The sequence below is a fragment of the Stenotrophomonas maltophilia group sp. SKK55 genome, from assembly GCF_057179845.1.
In genome coordinates, this window is the sequence record NZ_JBXUHP010000048.1 from 79204 (window position 1) to 95629 (window position 16426).

The window sequence follows — 16426 nt, forward strand, 5'->3', positions numbered from 1 at the left end:
AGCCGAGGCCTCGGATGAAAGCGCTTCCCAAGAAGGAATTCCCGGTCGAGCAGGCCCGCCGCTTCCTCGAACCCGGCCCGATCGTGCTGGTCAGCACCGCCTGGCGCGGCCAGCACAACCTGATGACGATGGGCTGGCACATGGTGATGGGCTTCTCGCCGTCGCTGGTCGCCACCTACCTGTGGAATGAAAACCACAGCCATGCACTGGCCGTCGGCAGTGGCGAGTGCGTGATCAACGTACCCGGCGTGGAACTGCTCGATACCGTGGTGGACATCGGCAACTGCAGCGGCCGCGAGGTCGACAAGTTCGCCCGTTTCGGGCTCGATGCGCTGCCCGCGCGCGAGGTCGGCGCGCCGCTGGTCGGGCAGTGCCACTCGAACTTCGAATGCCGCTTGTACGACGACAGCCAGGTGGCGTCGAGCAATCTGTTCATCTGGGAGATCGTGCGCGCCCATGTTGCGCCCCGGCCGAAACTGCCGCGCACGGTGCATTACCGCGGCGATGGGCAGTTCATGGTGTCCGGCGCAGAAGTCTCGCGTCGACGGCGGTTCAAGCCCGACATGCTGTAATGCCCGCACTCCCCCACACGCAGGACCGCCGCGCATGACCGAACACCTCACCGACCTGGACGCCGCCGTCGACTGGCTGTTTGCGCGCGTGGACGGGCCGCTGCGGATCGGGGCACCGCTGGCACTGGGCAAGCCGCATCGGCTGCTCAACGCCCTGTATGCGCGCGTCGAGCACGATCCCTCACGGCCGCTGCAGCTGTATACCGCGCTGTCGTTGAACCCGCCGAAGGCGCGTGGCAACGGCCTGGAGGCACGCTTCCTTGCGCCGTTCGCGCAGCGCCACTTCGGCGACGATTTCCCGCGCCTGGCCTATGCCGATGCGATCGCGCGCGACGCGTTGCCAGCGCACGTGCAGGTGGAAGAGTTCTACATGCAGTCCGGCGCCCTGCTCGGTTCGCGGCGGGCGCAATCCAGCTATACCAGCCTGAACTACACCCATGCCGCCGACGCGGTCGCGCAGCGCGCGCCGCAGGTGATCGTGCAGAAGGTGGCGATGCGGCCGAATGACCGTCGGCTTTCGCTGTCGTGCAACAACGACATCACCCAGGACACGCTCGATGCGATGACCGCGCGTGGCCTGCCACGCCCTTTGCTGATTGCCGAGATCGATCCGCAGCTGCCCTATCTGGGCGGCTCGGCGACGGTCGATGTGTCGTTCTTCGATCTCGTGATCACTCCGCCTCCGCCGTACCCGGCGCTGTTCGGGCTGCCGCGGCAGCCGGTCGGCGACGCCGACTACGCCATCGGCCTGTATGCCAGCACCCTGGTACGCGATGGCGGCACCCTGCAGATCGGCATCGGCACGCTGGCCGATGCCCTCAGCCATGCGCTGGTGCTGCGCCACACCGACAACGCGCGCTACCGCCGCGTGCTGCACGCGCTGGATCCGCAGCTGGCCAGCCACCCGCTGGTGCAGGAAATCGGCGGTGTGGATCCGTTCGAGGTGGGCCTGTACGGCTGCAGCGAGATGCTCAATGAAGGCTTCCGCCGCCTGGTGCAGACCGGGGTGATCAGGCGCAAGGTGCACGACGACCTGGCGCTGATGCAGCGCATCGAGAATGGCAGCACGTTGTCGATCGACCACGCCACCCTCGCCGCGGAAGGCGAGTACCTGCATGGCGCGTTCTACCTGGGCTCGCCGGAGTTCTACGAGTGGCTGCGCACGCTGCCGGAAGACGAATGCCGTGCGATCGGCATGCGCCGCATCAGCGAGATCAACCAGCTGTATGGCGGTAACGAGGCACTGGAGCGCCTGCAGCGCCGCCATGCGCGTTTCTTCAATTCCTGCATGATGGCTACCGCGCTCGGCGCGGCGGTATCGGATGCGCTGGACGATGGACGCGTGGTGTCCGGCGTGGGCGGCCAGTACAACTTCGTGGCGATGGCACATGCCCTGCCGGAAGCGCGCAGCGTGCTGATGTTCCGTGCCGCACGCGATGACAAGGGCCGCCGGGAATCGAACGTGCGCTGGAACTACGGCCACACCACCATCCCTCGCCACCTGCGTGACATCTACCTCAACGAGTACGGCATCGCCGATCTGCGCGGGCTGACCGACGAGGACTGCGTGCACGCAATGACCGCGATCACCGAGGCGCCGTTCCAGGATGAGCTGCTGCAGCAGGCGCAGGCCGCGCGCAAGCTTCTGGCGGCCGCGCAACCGGATCCGGCGCGTCTGCAGCGCAATACGCCGCAGGCATTGGCGGCAGCGCTGGCACCGTTCCGCGCCGATGGCAGCCTGCCGGACTATCCGTTGGGCAGCGACTTCAACGAGATCGAGCAGGTGCTGGTCAAAGCGCTGGGTTGGCTGAAGGCCAATACGCAGACCCGCAGCGGCAAGCTGCGCACCGTCTGGGCAGCGCTGCGGCAACCGGCCGGCGACGGCGATGCGGTGTACCTGCAGCGCATGGGTCTGCAGGCACCGAAGGATTTCGCAGAGCGCCTGGATGCGCGACTGCTGCGCCTGGCACTGGCGCGCACTGCGTAAGCACTGGTGGCGCCGGGCCATGCCCGGCGAATGGGGATCGCTGCCAACCAAGCTTGGCAGCTCCCGGAGCGCCGTCGCTGACGCGGTATCCTGTAGCGATGAAAGACGACTCCCGTTTCCTGCGTGACCTGCAGCAGCGCCAGGCCACAGGCGAAGACCTGCGTTACCTCTGCTTCTGGGGCCACCAGCCGCCGCGCATCGGTGTGTCCGCCTCGTGCTTCAGCCAGTGGTATGACGCAGGCTTCGACATCGATGGCATGCACTACCGCACCGCCGAGCACTACATGATGGCCGGCAAGGCGCGCCTGTTCGGTGCCACCGGCCTGCTCGACACGATCATCGCCAGCGCCACGCCGGACAAGGCCAAGGCGCTCGGCCGCAAGATCGAAGGCTTCGACGAGGCGCTCTGGACGCAGGCACGCTACGACCTAGTCGTGGAGGGCAACAAGGCCAAGTTCGCGCAGAACCCGGAACTGGGCGCGTTCCTGCGCTCTACCGAAGGCTGGGTGCTGGTCGAAGCCAGCCCGGTGGACGTCATCTGGGGCATCGGCTTGGCCAAGGACCACGCCGACGCGCACAACCCGGCACAGTGGCGCGGATTGAACCTGCTGGGGTTCGCGTTAATGGACGTGCGCGAGGCGATGTAGCGTTTATCCACGCACGGCGTGGATCTACTGGCAAGACGACCGATTCGTTTCGCCCCACAGAAAAAGAGAAAGGCCGGCTTGCGCCGGCCTTTCGTTCATCACTCCATGTCGCTGCTTACAGCGCCTTGGCAGCTTCCACCACGTGCGCCGTGGTGATGCCGAAGTACTTGTACAGCTGGTCGGCCGGGGCCGAGGCACCGAAGGTGTCGATACCGATCACCGCACCGTCCAGGCCTACGAACTGGCGCCAGAAACCGGTGACGCCAGCTTCCACGGCCACGCGCTTGCGCACCGCGTTCGGCAGCACCGATTCACGGTAGGCCGCATCCTGGCGCAGGAACACGTCGGTGGACGGCATCGAGACCACGCGGGTCTTGATACCGGCCGCATCCAGCTGGGCCTTGGCTTCGGTAGCCAGCGAGACTTCCGAACCGGTGGCGATCAGGATCACGTCCGGGGTACCGGCGGCATCGGCCAGCACGTAACCGCCGCGCTCGATCTGCTTGATCTGCTCGGCGCTGCGCGGCTGGTGCGGCAGGTTCTGGCGGCTGAACACCAGGCAGCTCGGGCCGTCCTGGCGGGTGATCGCGGCCTTCCAGCTCACCGCCGACTCGACCGCATCGCACGGGCGCCACACGTCGTTGTTCGGGATGTAGCGCAGCGAGGCCAGGTGCTCCACCGGCTGGTGGGTCGGGCCGTCTTCGCCCAGGCCGATCGAGTCGTGGGTATAGACGTGGATGGCGTGGGCCGGAATCAGCGCGCTCATGCGCACGCCGTTGCGGGCGTAATCGCTGAACACCAGGAAGGTGGCGTCGAACGGAATGAAGCCACCGTGCAGGGCCAGGCCATTGGCGATGGCGGTCATGCCGAACTCGCGCACGCCGTAGTACACGTAGTTGGCGTTGGCGTCGTCGCTGGCGACCGACCTGCTGCCCTTCCACAGGGTCAGGTTGGAGTGCGCCAGGTCGGCCGAGCCACCGACGATTTCCGGCAGCAGCGGCGCATAGGCTTCGATGGCCAGCTGCGAGGCCTTGCGCGATGCAATCGTCGGGCCTTCAGCGGCCACCTGGGCGATGCAGGCATCGGCCTTGGCAACGAAGTCGGCTGGCAGCTCGCCGTGCGAGCGGCGGGTCAGCTCAGCCGCCTCTGCCGGATACTGGCTGGCGTACTTGTCGAACAGCTGTTCCCACTCGGCCTGACGCAGGGTGCCGGCGCCATTGGCGCGCCAGCCGTCGTAGATCGCCTGCGGGATCTCGAACGGGCCGTATTCCCAGCCCAGCTGCTTGCGGGTGGCTTCCAGCTCGTCCTTGCCCAGCGGGGCACCGTGGCTGGATTCCTTGCCCGCCTTGTTCGGCGAACCGAAGCCGATGGTGGTGCGGCAGCAGATCAGGGTCGGCTTGTCGCTCTGCGACAGCGCGACCTCGATGCCGGCCTTGATGCTTTCCGGGTCGTGGCCGTCAACATCGCGAACCACGTTCCAGCCATAGGCCTCGAAACGTTCCGGGGTGTTGTCGGTGAACCAGCCCTCGACGTTGCCGTCGATGGAGATGTGGTTGTTGTCCCAGAAGCAGACCAGCTTGTGCAGGCCCCAGGTGCCGGCCAGCGAGGCGGCTTCGTGCGACACGCCTTCCATCAGGCAGCCATCACCCATGAACACCCAGGTGCGGTGGTCGACCACTTCCAGCTCCGGGCGGTTGAAGCGCTGTGCCAGCAGCTTCTCGGCCAGGGCGAAGCCCACGGCATTGGCGAAACCCTGTCCCAGCGGGCCGGTGGTGGTTTCCACGCCCGGGGTCTCGTGGCGCTCCGGGTGGCCGGCGGTGTGGCTGCCCAGCTGGCGGAACAGCTTGAGCTGCTCGATCGGCAGGTCGTAACCGCTCAGGTGCAGCAGCGCGTACTGCAGCATCGAACCGTGGCCGTTGGACAGCACGAAACGGTCGCGGTTGAACCAGTGCGGGTTGCTCGGGTTATGGCGGAGGTAGTCGTTCCAGAGGACTTCGGCGATGTCGGCCATGCCCATGGGCATGCCGGGGTGGCCGGACTTTGCGGTTTCAACCGCATCGGCGGCGAGGAAGCGGATGGCGTTGGCCAACTGGCGACGGGTAGGCTGCGTCATGGTTCTGTCGGAATCGGGAGGCGGCCGCGGACGTGCGGGCGGCCTATTGTCCCACAGACGCGGGGCCGGGTTCAGGCGTAGGACCAGATCCCTTGCCGGTGAAAGGGATCTGGTCCCGCCAACCCCTTACTTGGGCGCGGCAGCCTCGATCACGCCACACATCGACTTCTTCTGGAAGTCCTCGCCAGTGGCGTAGGTAGCCGGGGTGGTCTTGGTCACGGTGATCTTCGAACCCTTGCCCTCGGCTTCAACCAGCACGTTCCACGGCAGGGTGGTCTGGCCACCATTGAACTGGACGTTCTGTTCCAGGGTCAGCATGCCCAGGTCCTTGTCCACGCTGGCCACCTTCAGGCCCGACTTCACGCCCTCGATCTGGATACGCTTGAGAGCGTCGGCCGGGGTAACGTTGGGCACCACGTCCCAGGTGGTGAAGGTGCGCCCGGCGAAGAAGCTGCCGGTCTTGGTGTAGTTGGTTTCACAGGCCTTCTGGGCACTGGCGTCGAAAGCCAGCAGGCCCAGGGCGGCGACCATCACGTACGAAATCCTCATTTCTGCTCCCTTTCGCACGGCGCCAATCCCGACGCCTTCCATGCGTCGGGATAGTATCCATGGCATTCAGGGCGCGTTCAATCGAGGGGCGTGCCCAGCGCCGGTCCGTCATGGGACTCGCCCTTGGCCACCAACGTGGTCAGGGCCAGGTCGCCGGTCACGTTCAGGGCGGTACGGCACATGTCCAGGAAGTGGTTCACGCCCAGGATCAGGCCGATGCCCAGCGGGTTCACCCCGACCATCGCGCAGATCATCGCCACCACCGGCAGCGAGCCCGACGGCACGCCCGCCGTGCCGATGCCGCCAAGGATGCAGACCGCCATCACCATGATCTGCTGGCCAATGCTCAGGTCCACGCCGAAGAACTGGGCCAGGAAGATCACCGTCACGCCCTCGAACAGGGCGGTGCCGTTCTGGTTGGCGGTGGCACCCACGGTCAGCACGAAGCGCGACACACGCTGCGGCAGGCCCATCTGGTCCGCCACGCGCAGTGCGGTCGGCAGGGTCGCGTTGCTGGAGGCGGTGGAGAACGCCATCACCGTCGCTTCCTGGGTATCGCGGAAGAACGACAGCGGCGAGCGGCCAGACAGCCATACGGCAGTACCGTAGGTCACCACCATGTGCAGGCCGAGTGCCAGCACCACCACGCCCACGTAGGCGCCCAGGCGGATGATCAGCTCGAAGCCGAACAGCGCGGCCAGGTTGAACATGAAGCAGGCCACCGCATAGGGGGCCAGGCGGATGACCAGGTTGATCAGGGTCATCGAGATTTCAAACACGCCTTCGATGGCGCGGCGCAGCGGGGCGACCTTCTCATTGTCGGTCAGTACCATGCCGATGCCGAACATCAGCGCGAAGAACATCAGCGACAGGATCGCGCCGTTGTCCGACGCGGCCTGCAGCACATTGCTCGGCACGATCGACAGCAGCATGTCCATGCCCTTCGGCGTGCCATGGATGCCAGCGACGATTTCCTTGCTGCGCTCGGCGTTCTCCGACAGCATCATCGCGGCGACCTGCGGATCCACGCCGGCGCCCGGCTTGAGCAGGTTGACCAGCACCAGGCCGATGCCTACGGCAATGCCGGACAGCAGCACGGTATAGGCCAGGGTCTTCCAGCCGATGCGGCCCAGGGCGCGGATGTCGCCCATCTCCGACACGCCCATGATCAGCGCCGAGAAGATCAGCGGCACGATCAGCATGAAGATCAGGTTGAGGAACAGGCCCGACGCCGGGGTGGTGACGTAGTCCATGACCCACTTGGCACCGGCCTGCAGGCCATCGACGCTGCCGCCCAGGGCGTGCACGATCAGTCCCAGGATCAGGCCGATCGCAAAGCCGATGCCCATCTTCCAATGCAGGGGCAACTTCTTCTTGTCGGCAGCAGCTACTGTCATGCGCGGGTTTCCTCGAAAAATGAATGCACTCTAACAAAGCGCGCAAGCGGCGCCGGTTCAGGTTCGCCGCGGTGGATACAGCGGCGCCAGGCCAGTTTCGGCGGTGCCCTTAGCCGCCGACCAGTGCGGTCCGTCACGGAAGACCTCGCGCAGGCGCGTGCGCAACGGGGCCAGTTCGCCCTGCCCGCCCCAGCGCGCCTGCTGCAGGTCCAGCAACACCTGGCGCTGGGCCGGGTCATCCAGCCGGGCGATCACCTGCTCGATGCGTTTCACACCGGCCATCGCACACAGCCGTGCCTCCACCTGGTCGAAGCCTTCACCATCCAGCGCACGGCGCAGTTCGGCCAAGCCGGCACGCCCGCTCACCACGGTCGGCACAGAGGGCGTGCCGGCTGCAGGCGCCGCCACACGCGGGCGTCGGCCTCGCTGCCAGCCCCACAACAGGGTCAGCAGCCACAGCAGCGCCAGGCCAATGGCCGCCGCCATCCACGGCCACGGACGCTCGGACAGGCCGCTGGCGCGTGGATCGGTCGCGGCGATACGCCCATCCTGTCCATCGCTGCCCGGCAGCGCGGCAGCGGTGTCGATCGGTGGCAGCGCTGCCGGCGAGGCAGTGGCGGCGCCGGTACCGGCCGCAACGGCCAGCGTCAGGTCCGGCAGCTTCGCTTCCTGTGCCTTGCCGTTGCGCACATCCCACCAGGGCAGGCGTGGTCCCGGCACCACCAGCGAACCCGGCTGGCGCGGCACAATCGAATAGCGGCGGGTGATCTTCAGGCGCGGCGTGCTGCCGTTGAAGGTCTCTTCGTACTGTGCCGGTTCGGCGAACACCTGCGCGTTGGCGCCGACATCCGGCACCGGCAGGTCGGTGAACTGTGCTCGGGTCGCGCCTTCGGCAACCGCTTCGACCACCACGTTGGCTGCCTCGCCGGTACGGGCACTGGTGGGCGCGCTGGTGTAGCGCAGCTGCAGGCTCTGCAGGGGCAACCACGGCTGCGGCGCCTGTGCCGGCTGTGCCTGCACCTGCAACGTGCGGTCTACGCCAGTGGCATTCATGCGGCCATCGCCGCCCCCGAAGAAGTCATCGAAGAAACCTCCGGCGCTGCGCCCGCTGAAACGCGCACCGGACAGCCGCAACGCGCCGCTGCGCTCGGGGATCAGCAGGAAACGTCGCTCGACCACGTTGTAGCGGCGCCCGTTGACCTGCCGTACGTCGGTGCGGTCGTCGCCCACCCGCTGCAACGACGCGCCCGCCGGGGTATCCAGCACCAGCTCGCCGGAGGCCAGCTGCGAGGCGAAATACAACCGCACCACCACGCCCACGCTCTGCTGCACGTACGGCGTATCGTCATCGACAACGGTTTCGATGAAGGCCATCGCATTGCTGTCAGGTCCGGCCACGGCGGCCGCATCGACCTGCAGCGTCAGCGGCGCGGTTCGCGCACTTCCCACCTGCAGGCCCGGTACCACCAGCGCACCACTGCGCCGCGGCGTCAGCGCCACGCCATACAGGTTGCGCTGCTGCATGCTGCCATTGCTCCATTCTACCTGGCGGCTGCTGGTCTGGCCGCTCAGGTCGAAGTCGGTGCGCAATGGCGTGAAGTCGGGAGCGCCCTGATCGCTCTCAACATTGAGGGTGACCGTATCACCCATCGCGATGCGGTCGCGATCCAGCCAGGCGCGTGGCTGCGCCCAGGCCAGCAGCGGCAGCCACAGCAACAGCGCCGCCAGTACCGGCCGTGACCAGTGCCCGTGCATGTTGATCGCCCACGTCATCGCCCTTCCCTCTTCCTGCGTTCGTTTTCCAGCTGGAACTTGGCCCGCAGCAACGCGCCCGGATCATCCGGCACACGCCGCATCCACGCTTCCACCGCCTGTTGCTCCTCGCGCTCGCGCGGTGTGCGGCCCTCAGCCCCCGGTACGGGTTTGCCGTCCTTGCCAGCCTCGCCTTCGCGTGCCTGCTGCATCGCCTGCTGCATGCGCTGGCGCTGCTGCTCATCGGCCTGGGCCTGTGCCTTGGCATCCTCCACCTGTGGTGGCGCCTGCTGGCCATCGCGGCCGGGCTGCGGGCTCGACGGGTTCTTGTCGTCACCCGCCTTGGGCTGCCCCTGCTGGCCCGACGGCGGCTGGCCCTGGCCGGGATTCTGCTGGCCCTGCTGCGGCTTCTGGCCCTGCGGGCTCTGCTGGCCCGGGGTATCGTTCTGCTGCTTCTGCTGCCCGCTCTGCGGTGGCTTCTGATGATCCTGGCCTTTGCCACCCGACTGCCTGCGCTTGCGCGCGGCATCGACCACGGCACGGTTGGCGACCGCATCGGCCATGCCGGGATGCAACGCCAGCGCGCGGTCGTAGGCGGCGATCGCTTCGTCGTAGTTGCCTTCGCGTGCCAGCGTGTTGCCCAGGTTGTACCAACCGGCATCGTTGTCGATGCCTTCGAAGCGTTTGCGTGCAGTGGTGAAGTCGCCGTTGCGGTAAGCCTGGACCCCCTCGGCCAGGCGCTGATGCTGCGCCTGGTCGCTACGCTTCCACAGCGTGCCCTGCGCGGGTTGCGAGGCCTGCGTCGCAGGTGCCTGCGCCTGCGCGTCATTCATCCATGGCACGAGGCCGACCGCGAGCACCGCCGCCAGCAGCGCACGACGGCGGAAGGCCAGCAATGCCAGCAGCATCACCGGCGGCAGCAGCCAGAAGCCTTCGTCACGCCACTGCCTGCCTTCGCCCGGCCGCTGCGCCGCCGTGCCTTCGCGCGCGTCGAGTACACCGAGCGCACGCAGATCGCTGTCATCGGCGGCGATGCGTGCATAGCGGCCGCCGCCTGCAGTGGCCACCGCGCGCAGGCTGCCCTCATCCAGCGCAGCCTGGCGGATCTGCCCGCTGCCATCGCGGTAGGCCGCACCGGCAGGCGTGCCCAGGCCCAGCACCGACACCTGCAGGCCCAGGCTGCGTGCCTGCGCTGCCGCCAGTGCAGCTTCACCATCCGCCTGGTCGCTGACCAGCAGGATCTGCCCCTGCAGCGCACCGATCTGCCGCATCAGCCGTGTTGCCCAGTCGATGCCGCGGTCGGCACGCTGGCCATCGCGTGGCATCACGTCCGGCGCCAGCGCATCCAGATACAGCGCAACATTGCTGCCGTCATCAGTCAGCGGCGCCACCGTGTAGGCATCATCGGCATACACCACCAGGCCCACCTGCCCGCCCTGGCGGGCGCGCAGCAGCTCGCCCACTTTCGCGCGCGCCTGCAGCAGGCGCGACGGTGGCAGATCGGTTGCACTGATCCGGCTGGACAGGTCCAGTACCACCAGCAGCGGTGCGCTGGCCTGGAACATCGGCTGCGCCTGCTGCCGCCAGCTCGGCCCGGCCATCGCCAGCGATGCCAGTGTCCAGCCCAGCAGCAGCGCCCATGGCAGGCGCACGCGACGCTTCGCACCCGCGGCCAGCAGATGTGGCAACAGGTGTGCGTCCACCGCCTGCCGCCACGCATCACTGCGTCGCTGCCGGTACAGCGACAGCGCGAGGATGAGGGGAAGCGCCAGCAGCGCCCACAACCACTCCGGTCGCAGGAAGTGCAATGCGCTCCAATCGGGAAGATTCGAAGCAAACGCGATCATCGGCGACGCTCCGGCCATAGCCAGGCCAGCACGCCCAGCAGCAACGCCAGCCCCAACGGCCACGCATAGCGTTCCTCGCGAGGGCGCAGGCTCGGGCCCTTTGCGGCCACTGGCTCCAGGCGATCGAGCTCGGCGTAGATCCCGGCCAGCTGCGCGGTATCACGCGCGCGGAAGAACTGGCCGCCGGTCATGCTGGCGATCTTCTTCAGGGTGGCCTCATCGACCGGATCCTGGTCGGTGGAAATCGGAATGCCGAACAACCGCATGCTGCCATCGCCGCCAAATGCGACCGTGTGGATGCGCACGCCCTCGGCGCGCGCCACTTCCGCGGCGCGCAGCGGTTCCAGCACACCGGCATTGCTGACACCATCGGTCAGCAGGATCAGCACGCGCTGTCCCTCCGGCTGGGTGCGCAGGCGCTTGACCGCCAGGCCGATGGCATCCCCGATGGCGGTCTCGCGCCCGGCCAGGCCGACCACGCTGTCGCGCAGCTGGTCGCGCACGCTGGCCAGGTCCGCAGTCAGCGGCGTGAGCGTGTAGGCGCGGTCACCGAAGATCAGCAGGCCGACGCGGTCGCCCGCACGACGATCAAGGAAGTCGGCAAGCACGGCCTTGGCTGCGGTCAGGCGATCGACCGCCTGGTCGCCCAGCACCATGTCGCCCTCGCCCATGCTTCCGGACACGTCCATCGCCAACATCATCTGTCGGCCCTGCTGCGGGGGTGTCATGGCGTCACCCAGCTGCTGCGGTCGCGCCAGCGCGATGCACAGTGCACACCACCCCAGCCAAAGCAGCAGCGTGCGCAGCCACGACACGTCGACGCGGCCACCACCGGACAGCGCTTCCAGCTCGGCGGCAGCGTAGGGGACGCGTAGTGCAGCACCCGGCGCTGCACGGCGCTTCCACCAGCGCATCAGCAGCGGCAACGGCAACGCCAGCAAAGCCAGCGGCCACGCCAGCTGCAGGTCCGGCCATAGCCAGTAGCTTGCCAGCAGGTTCATCGGCGGCGCTCCAGCAGCATCGCCAAGTAGCGTTCGCGGGCCCAGCTGCGTATGGCCGCCACGTCGCGGTTGTCGACGCGCGGGCGATAGGCGCCTTCGGCCAACAGGCTGCGGTGGTCATCGGCCAGCGTGCGCTGCGGGTCGAGGCGTTGCCACCAGGCGTCATCGCGCAGCGATTCACTGCCCGGCCGTGCATGGCGTGCGGCACGGCGCAGCAGTCCGGCGATGGCCGCCAGTTCGGCCGCAGCGTCGGGGGCGGTTGCCAGTTCCTGATCGAACAGCTGCAACCAGCGCTGGCGACGGCGGCGACGTCGCCACATCACCACGGCGATCACCAGCAGCACCAGCACGACCGCCGCGCCGATCATCAGGTAACCGGGGGCTGGCGGCCACCATGACGGTGCCGGCGGCAGCTGCACATCGCGCAACGGCAGCGCGGCGCTCATGCCGGCACCTCGGTCGGCGACGGCGCCAGCCAGGCGTCGCTGGGCGCATCGGAGGACAGCACCTGCACGTCGACGCGGCGCGCGCCGAGCTGGCGCCGCAGCTCCTGCAGCGGCTCGACAAAATGCGCCTGCCAGTGCGCCTGCACGTCGCTGCGGCGCAGGTCGAGACCGATGCGCTGCTGCGCGGTCTGGAACTGCAACGCCGCCGACGGTGGCCGCAGCTCCAGTGGATCGACCAGCAGCACCAGGCTGAGGTCGTGATGCTGGGCCAGCGCGCTCCAGCGCGCGGGCGGAATGCGGATGGCCTGCTGCGGATCGGCCAGCACCAGCATGCGCGCGCCTGGGCGCAGCACGCGGCCGGCATGGTCCAGCGCGCGCTCCAGGCCCAGATCGTCGGCCGGCGGCTGTGCATACCAGCGAGTCAGCGCGTCGAGCACGCGGAGCACACCGCGCGGCCCACCTGCGGGGGTGATCGGCGCTTCGCGGTCGCTGCCACGCAGCGCGCCCACGCGGTCGCCACGGCGCTGCGCCGACCACGCGGCAACAGCACCCGCGCGTGCGGCCTGCACCGATTTGAAGCGCACGCGGGTACCGAAGTACAGCGCCGGCGACGTGTCGGCCACGATCAGGCTGACCCGCTCACGCTCGGCCTGGAACAATTTGGTATGGGCGCGGCCGGTGCGCGCGGTCACGCGCCAATCGATGTGGCGCGCGTCGTCGCCGGCCACGTATTCGCGCGACTCGGCGTACTCCATGCCGCGGCCGCGCAGCGGGGATGGTGCCTGGCCCGCGTTGCCGGTGCGGCCACGGCGCGGCGGCGGCGGACGCTGTGCCAGCCGGCGTAGCGCGACCAGTTCGGCCAGCTGCGGGCGCAGCCCGTCACCTTCGAGCGCAGACGGTGCCTGTTCCAGGGATCGATCGGTCATGCGCAGGCTCAGGGTGCCGGCACCCGGGCCAGCAGCTCCTGCACCAGGCGCTCGCCGTCCCAGCCTTCGGCGGTGGCTTCATAGCTGGGCAGCACGCGATGGCGCAGCACGTCGGCGGCAACCGCACGCACGTCATCGGGGGTGACGAAGTCGCGGCCGGCCAGCCAGGCGCGCGCACGGGCACAGCGCTCCAGTGCGATGGAACCGCGCGGGCTTGCCCCCCATGCGATGCGGCGGCCGAGGCCGGCGTCGTAGCGCGATGGATCGCGCGAGGCCAGCACCAGTTCGATCAGGTAGCGCTCCAGTGCCGGTGTCATGTGCAGGTCCAGCACTTCGCGGCGGGCGTCGAACACGTCCTGCATCGGCATCTTGTCCGGCGCCGGCGCGGCCTCGCCCAATGCACCACGGGCACGCTCACGGGCCAACCGCAGGATCTCCGATTCGGCGGCCTGGTCCGGGTAGCCGATGCGCACATGCATCAGGAAGCGGTCCAGCTGCGCTTCCGGCAGCGGGAACGTGCCTTCCTGTTCGATCGGATTCTGCGTGGCCATCACCAGGAACAGCGGCGGCAGCGCATAGGTATGGCGGCCGACCGTGACCTGGCGCTCGCCCATGGCTTCCAGCAGCGCCGACTGCACTTTGGCCGGCGCGCGGTTGATCTCGTCGGCGAGCAGGATCGGGTGGAAGATCGGGCCAGGCACGAACTCGAACCGGCCTTCCTGTGGGCGCCAGATCTCGGTGCCGGTGAGGTCGGCCGGCAGCAGGTCGGGGGTGAACTGCACGCGGGCAAAGTCCGCTTCCAGGCGCGAAGCCAGCGCACGGATCGCCGTGGTCTTGGCCAGGCCCGGTGCCCCCTCCACCAGCAGATGGCCGTCGGCCAGGAGCGCGATCAGCAGGCGTTCGACCAGTGCCGCCTGGCCGACGATCTCGGCCGACAACGCGTCGCGCAGTCCGGTGAATGCCGCATGCAGGCGGGAGATGGCCGGCGCGGGCGGCGGCGAGATGGTTTCGGGCATCGGCGGTGGCAGGTTCATGGGGGCCTTTGACCGGCGCAGGACGGCACGGGTTCCCGACATCATCGCAGGGTGCCCTGCGATTGGCATCAAGAACGGCTGAACAGCGCATCCACGCATGGCGTGGATCTACCGGCGGAAACGAGGAAGGGCCGCACAGGGCGGCCCTTCTTCGAAGACTTCGGAGCGGTGGCTCAGTTCTGCTTGGCCACGCGCAGCACCTTCGGGGTGACGAACACCAGCAGTTCGGCCTTGTCCTTGTTGCGGCCGCGCTTCTTGAACAGGTTGCCCAGGAACGGCACGTCGCCCAGGAACGGCACCTTGCTGATGCTGTTGCGATCGGTGAACTCGTAGACACCACCGATCACCACGGTCTGCCCGTCCTCGACCAGCACCGCGGTATTGACTTCGCGGCGGTTGATCGACGGCACGGTGCCGTAGCCCTCCAGCTGGATCAGCTGGTCGACTTCGTCCTTCTTCACCTGCATGTTGAGGAACACGCGGTTGTCGTTGGTGATGGTCGGGGTGACCTTCAGCTCCAGCACCACTTCCTTGAACTGCACGTTCGGCGTCGCCACGCCACCAGCGCCACCACCGCTGATGGTGACGTAGCCGATTTCCTTGCCCTGCTTGATCATCGCTTCGCGCTGGTTGGTGGTGACCACGCGCGGGTTGGAGATCACCTCGCCTCGCGACTCCTGCTGCATGGCCGACAGCTCCACGTCCAGCAGGTACCCAGCATTGAGGATGGACAGTGCCAGCGAACCCGGGTTGCTGGCGGCAGCCACCGGCAGGTTCCAGTTCAGGCCACGGGTGATGGTCGAGCCCACCGGGACAGGAGCCGGGCCCACGCGGCCACCGGCGATCCAGTCGCGTTCGGCCTTGGCGTTGTCCTGCGCGGACTTGACCTGCGATTCCCGGGTCAAGCGGTTGGCTTCGAGATTGCCGCTGAAGTACACGTTGTCACGGCTGCCGCTGACACCGAACTTCGCGCCCAGTTCGCGGGCGAAGGTATCGGTGGCGATGACGATGCGGCTTTCGATCAGCACCTGGTCGACCGGGCGGTCGATCACGTTGATCAGCTCGCGCATGCGCGCGATCTTCTTCGGGATGTCGCTGATCATCAGCGTGTTGGTGCGCTCGTCGGCCACGATGCGGCCGCGCGAGGACAGGAAGCCACTGTCTTCCTGCGACGAGCTGCCCGAACCACCGCCGCTGCCACCGCCACCGCTGCCGCCGATGCCCTTGGCCTCGGTCAGCGCTTTGAAGATCTGCGTGGCGCTGTGGTAGTTGATCTGGATGTAGTCGGTCTGCAGGTCTTCGCGGTTCTCGATGGCGATGCGCGCGTCTTCCTTCTCCTGCTCGAACTTGGCCAGTTCAGCCTGCGGCGCCACCCAGATCACGCTGCCATCGCGACGCTTGTCCAGGCCCTTCGCGCGCAGGACGATGTCCAGCGCCTGGTCCCACGGCACATTGACCAGGCGCAGGGTCACATTGCCCTGCACCGAGTCGGACGCAACCACGTTCAGGTTGGACTCCTCGGCGATCAACTGCAGCACGGTGCGCACCGGCACGTCCTGGAAGTTGAAGGTCACCGGCTTGCCGGTGAAACCACGCTGGCCGACGGCCTTGGCCGCCTGGGTGACGCTGCCGGCGGTGACCGCGCCGACGGCGGCCGGGGCCTGCCGCGGGCTGATCTCGACCACGTACTCATTGCCGCTCTGGTACGCCAGCGACTCCACTGCACCGCCGGTGCTCAGCACCAGCTGGGTACCGGCACCGGACGGCTTGGCGTCGATGCGCTGTACCGGCGTGGCGAAGTCGGTGACGTTCATCGGCTTCTGCAGGTTGGCCGGCAGTCGGGCATTGCCGACGTCGACCACGACGCTGTTGCCCTGCGTGCGCAGGTCAGGGATCGCGCCCTGCCCGTCGAACTGCACGATCAGGCGCCCGGCGCCGTCATCGCCACGCTTGAAATCGATCTTGGCCACCGACAGGCCTGCCGGCGCAGCGGCCGGTGCCACGGTGGCGCCCACCGGCTTTTCCGCCGGTGCGGCAGCCAGCGCCGGAGCGCAGGCCAGCATCAGCGCGACTCCCAGCGCGCTGACACGGTTCAAGGTAGAGCGCCGGATGGGACGCAGCCCCTTGGCTTGGTGAAAGGTCATCGTGCTATCCC

At 68.0% G+C, this 16426-nt stretch carries 13 protein-coding genes; 3 read left to right on the forward strand and 10 right to left on the reverse strand.

Annotated elements, in window-relative coordinates; translation table 11 throughout:
• Window positions 1–14 precede the first annotated feature (14 nt).
• The 3 genes from AC2A1N_RS14890 (at window position 15) to AC2A1N_RS14900 (ending at window position 3206) form a co-directional block, all read left to right on the forward strand.
• A complete protein-coding gene (locus AC2A1N_RS14890; RefSeq protein ID WP_005418896.1) occupies window positions 15–572 on the forward strand; it encodes a flavin reductase family protein in 558 nt (185 codons plus the stop codon).
• A 34-nt stretch (window positions 573–606) separates the two neighbouring features.
• Window positions 607–2559: an acetyl-CoA hydrolase/transferase C-terminal domain-containing protein gene (locus tag AC2A1N_RS14895; protein ID WP_061479328.1), complete on the forward strand. Its 1953-nt coding sequence runs from the start codon at window positions 607–609 to the stop codon at window positions 2557–2559.
• Window positions 2560–2657: 98 nt separating this feature from the next.
• Entirely contained in the window at window positions 2658–3206 is a 549-nt protein-coding gene (locus tag AC2A1N_RS14900) for an NADAR family protein (protein WP_484372721.1), read from the forward strand.
• Between the two features lie 115 nt (window positions 3207–3321).
• Here AC2A1N_RS14900 and tkt read toward each other — a convergent pair whose 3' ends face one another.
• The 10 genes from tkt to AC2A1N_RS14950 form a co-directional block, all read right to left on the reverse strand.
• On the reverse strand, window positions 3322–5319 hold the full coding sequence (gene tkt / locus AC2A1N_RS14905; protein ID WP_484372723.1) for a transketolase: 1998 nt from the start codon (window positions 5317–5319) through the stop codon (window positions 3322–3324).
• A 126-nt stretch (window positions 5320–5445) separates the two neighbouring features.
• A complete protein-coding gene (locus AC2A1N_RS14910) occupies window positions 5446–5868 on the reverse strand; it encodes a hypothetical protein (protein ID WP_227837915.1) in 423 nt (140 codons plus the stop codon).
• Between the two features lie 77 nt (window positions 5869–5945).
• On the reverse strand, window positions 5946–7265 hold the full coding sequence (locus tag AC2A1N_RS14915) for a dicarboxylate/amino acid:cation symporter (protein WP_061479331.1): 1320 nt from the start codon (window positions 7263–7265) through the stop codon (window positions 5946–5948).
• A 57-nt stretch (window positions 7266–7322) separates the two neighbouring features.
• On the reverse strand, window positions 7323–9038 hold the full coding sequence (locus AC2A1N_RS14920; protein ID WP_484372725.1) for a BatD family protein: 1716 nt from the start codon (window positions 9036–9038) through the stop codon (window positions 7323–7325).
• Entirely contained in the window at window positions 9035–10864 is a 1830-nt protein-coding gene (locus AC2A1N_RS14925; RefSeq protein ID WP_061479333.1) for a tetratricopeptide repeat protein, read from the reverse strand. The genes AC2A1N_RS14920 and AC2A1N_RS14925 overlap by 4 nt, the downstream gene beginning before the upstream one ends.
• On the reverse strand, window positions 10861–11865 hold the full coding sequence (locus AC2A1N_RS14930) for a vWA domain-containing protein (protein ID WP_061479334.1): 1005 nt from the start codon (window positions 11863–11865) through the stop codon (window positions 10861–10863). The genes AC2A1N_RS14925 and AC2A1N_RS14930 overlap by 4 nt, the downstream gene beginning before the upstream one ends.
• Window positions 11862–12311 (reverse strand): DUF4381 family protein, encoded by a 450-nt coding sequence (locus AC2A1N_RS14935; protein ID WP_484372728.1) that lies wholly within the window; start codon window positions 12309–12311, stop codon window positions 11862–11864. Before AC2A1N_RS14935 ends, AC2A1N_RS14930 begins: the two co-directional genes overlap by 4 nt.
• Window positions 12308–13237 (reverse strand): DUF58 domain-containing protein, encoded by a 930-nt coding sequence (locus AC2A1N_RS14940; protein ID WP_061479336.1) that lies wholly within the window; start codon window positions 13235–13237, stop codon window positions 12308–12310. Before AC2A1N_RS14940 ends, AC2A1N_RS14935 begins: the two co-directional genes overlap by 4 nt.
• 8 nt (window positions 13238–13245) lie before the next feature.
• A complete protein-coding gene (locus tag AC2A1N_RS14945) occupies window positions 13246–14271 on the reverse strand; it encodes an AAA family ATPase (protein ID WP_484372730.1) in 1026 nt (341 codons plus the stop codon).
• 173 nt (window positions 14272–14444) lie between these two features.
• Window positions 14445–16415 carry a type IV pilus secretin PilQ gene (locus AC2A1N_RS14950; protein ID WP_061479337.1) on the reverse strand — a complete coding sequence of 657 codons (1971 nt, stop codon included), beginning with the start codon at window positions 16413–16415 and terminating at the stop codon, window positions 14445–14447.
• Window positions 16416–16426: the final 11 nt, after the last annotated feature.

Coding starts and splice junctions, on each gene's coding strand:
- AC2A1N_RS14935 (WP_484372728.1), bottom strand. CDS start 12,311: ATGAGCGCCGCGCTGCCGTTGCGCGATGTGCAGCTGCCGCCGGCACCG.
- AC2A1N_RS14925 (WP_061479333.1), bottom strand. CDS start 10,864: ATGATCGCGTTTGCTTCGAATCTTCCCGATTGGAGCGCATTGCACTTC.
- AC2A1N_RS14945 (WP_484372730.1), bottom strand. CDS start 14,271: ATGAACCTGCCACCGCCGATGCCCGAAACCATCTCGCCGCCGCCCGCG.
- AC2A1N_RS14910 (WP_227837915.1), bottom strand. CDS start 5,868: ATGAGGATTTCGTACGTGATGGTCGCCGCCCTGGGCCTGCTGGCTTTC.
- AC2A1N_RS14895 (WP_061479328.1), top strand. CDS start 607: ATGACCGAACACCTCACCGACCTGGACGCCGCCGTCGACTGGCTGTTT.
- AC2A1N_RS14890 (WP_005418896.1), top strand. CDS start 15: ATGAAAGCGCTTCCCAAGAAGGAATTCCCGGTCGAGCAGGCCCGCCGC.
- AC2A1N_RS14915 (WP_061479331.1), bottom strand. CDS start 7,265: ATGACAGTAGCTGCTGCCGACAAGAAGAAGTTGCCCCTGCATTGGAAG.
- AC2A1N_RS14950 (WP_061479337.1), bottom strand. CDS start 16,415: ATGACCTTTCACCAAGCCAAGGGGCTGCGTCCCATCCGGCGCTCTACC.
- AC2A1N_RS14940 (WP_061479336.1), bottom strand. CDS start 13,237: ATGACCGATCGATCCCTGGAACAGGCACCGTCTGCGCTCGAAGGTGAC.
- AC2A1N_RS14900 (WP_484372721.1), top strand. CDS start 2,658: ATGAAAGACGACTCCCGTTTCCTGCGTGACCTGCAGCAGCGCCAGGCC.
- AC2A1N_RS14930 (WP_061479334.1), bottom strand. CDS start 11,865: ATGAACCTGCTGGCAAGCTACTGGCTATGGCCGGACCTGCAGCTGGCG.
- AC2A1N_RS14920 (WP_484372725.1), bottom strand. CDS start 9,038: ATGACGTGGGCGATCAACATGCACGGGCACTGGTCACGGCCGGTACTG.
- tkt (WP_484372723.1), bottom strand. CDS start 5,319: ATGACGCAGCCTACCCGTCGCCAGTTGGCCAACGCCATCCGCTTCCTC.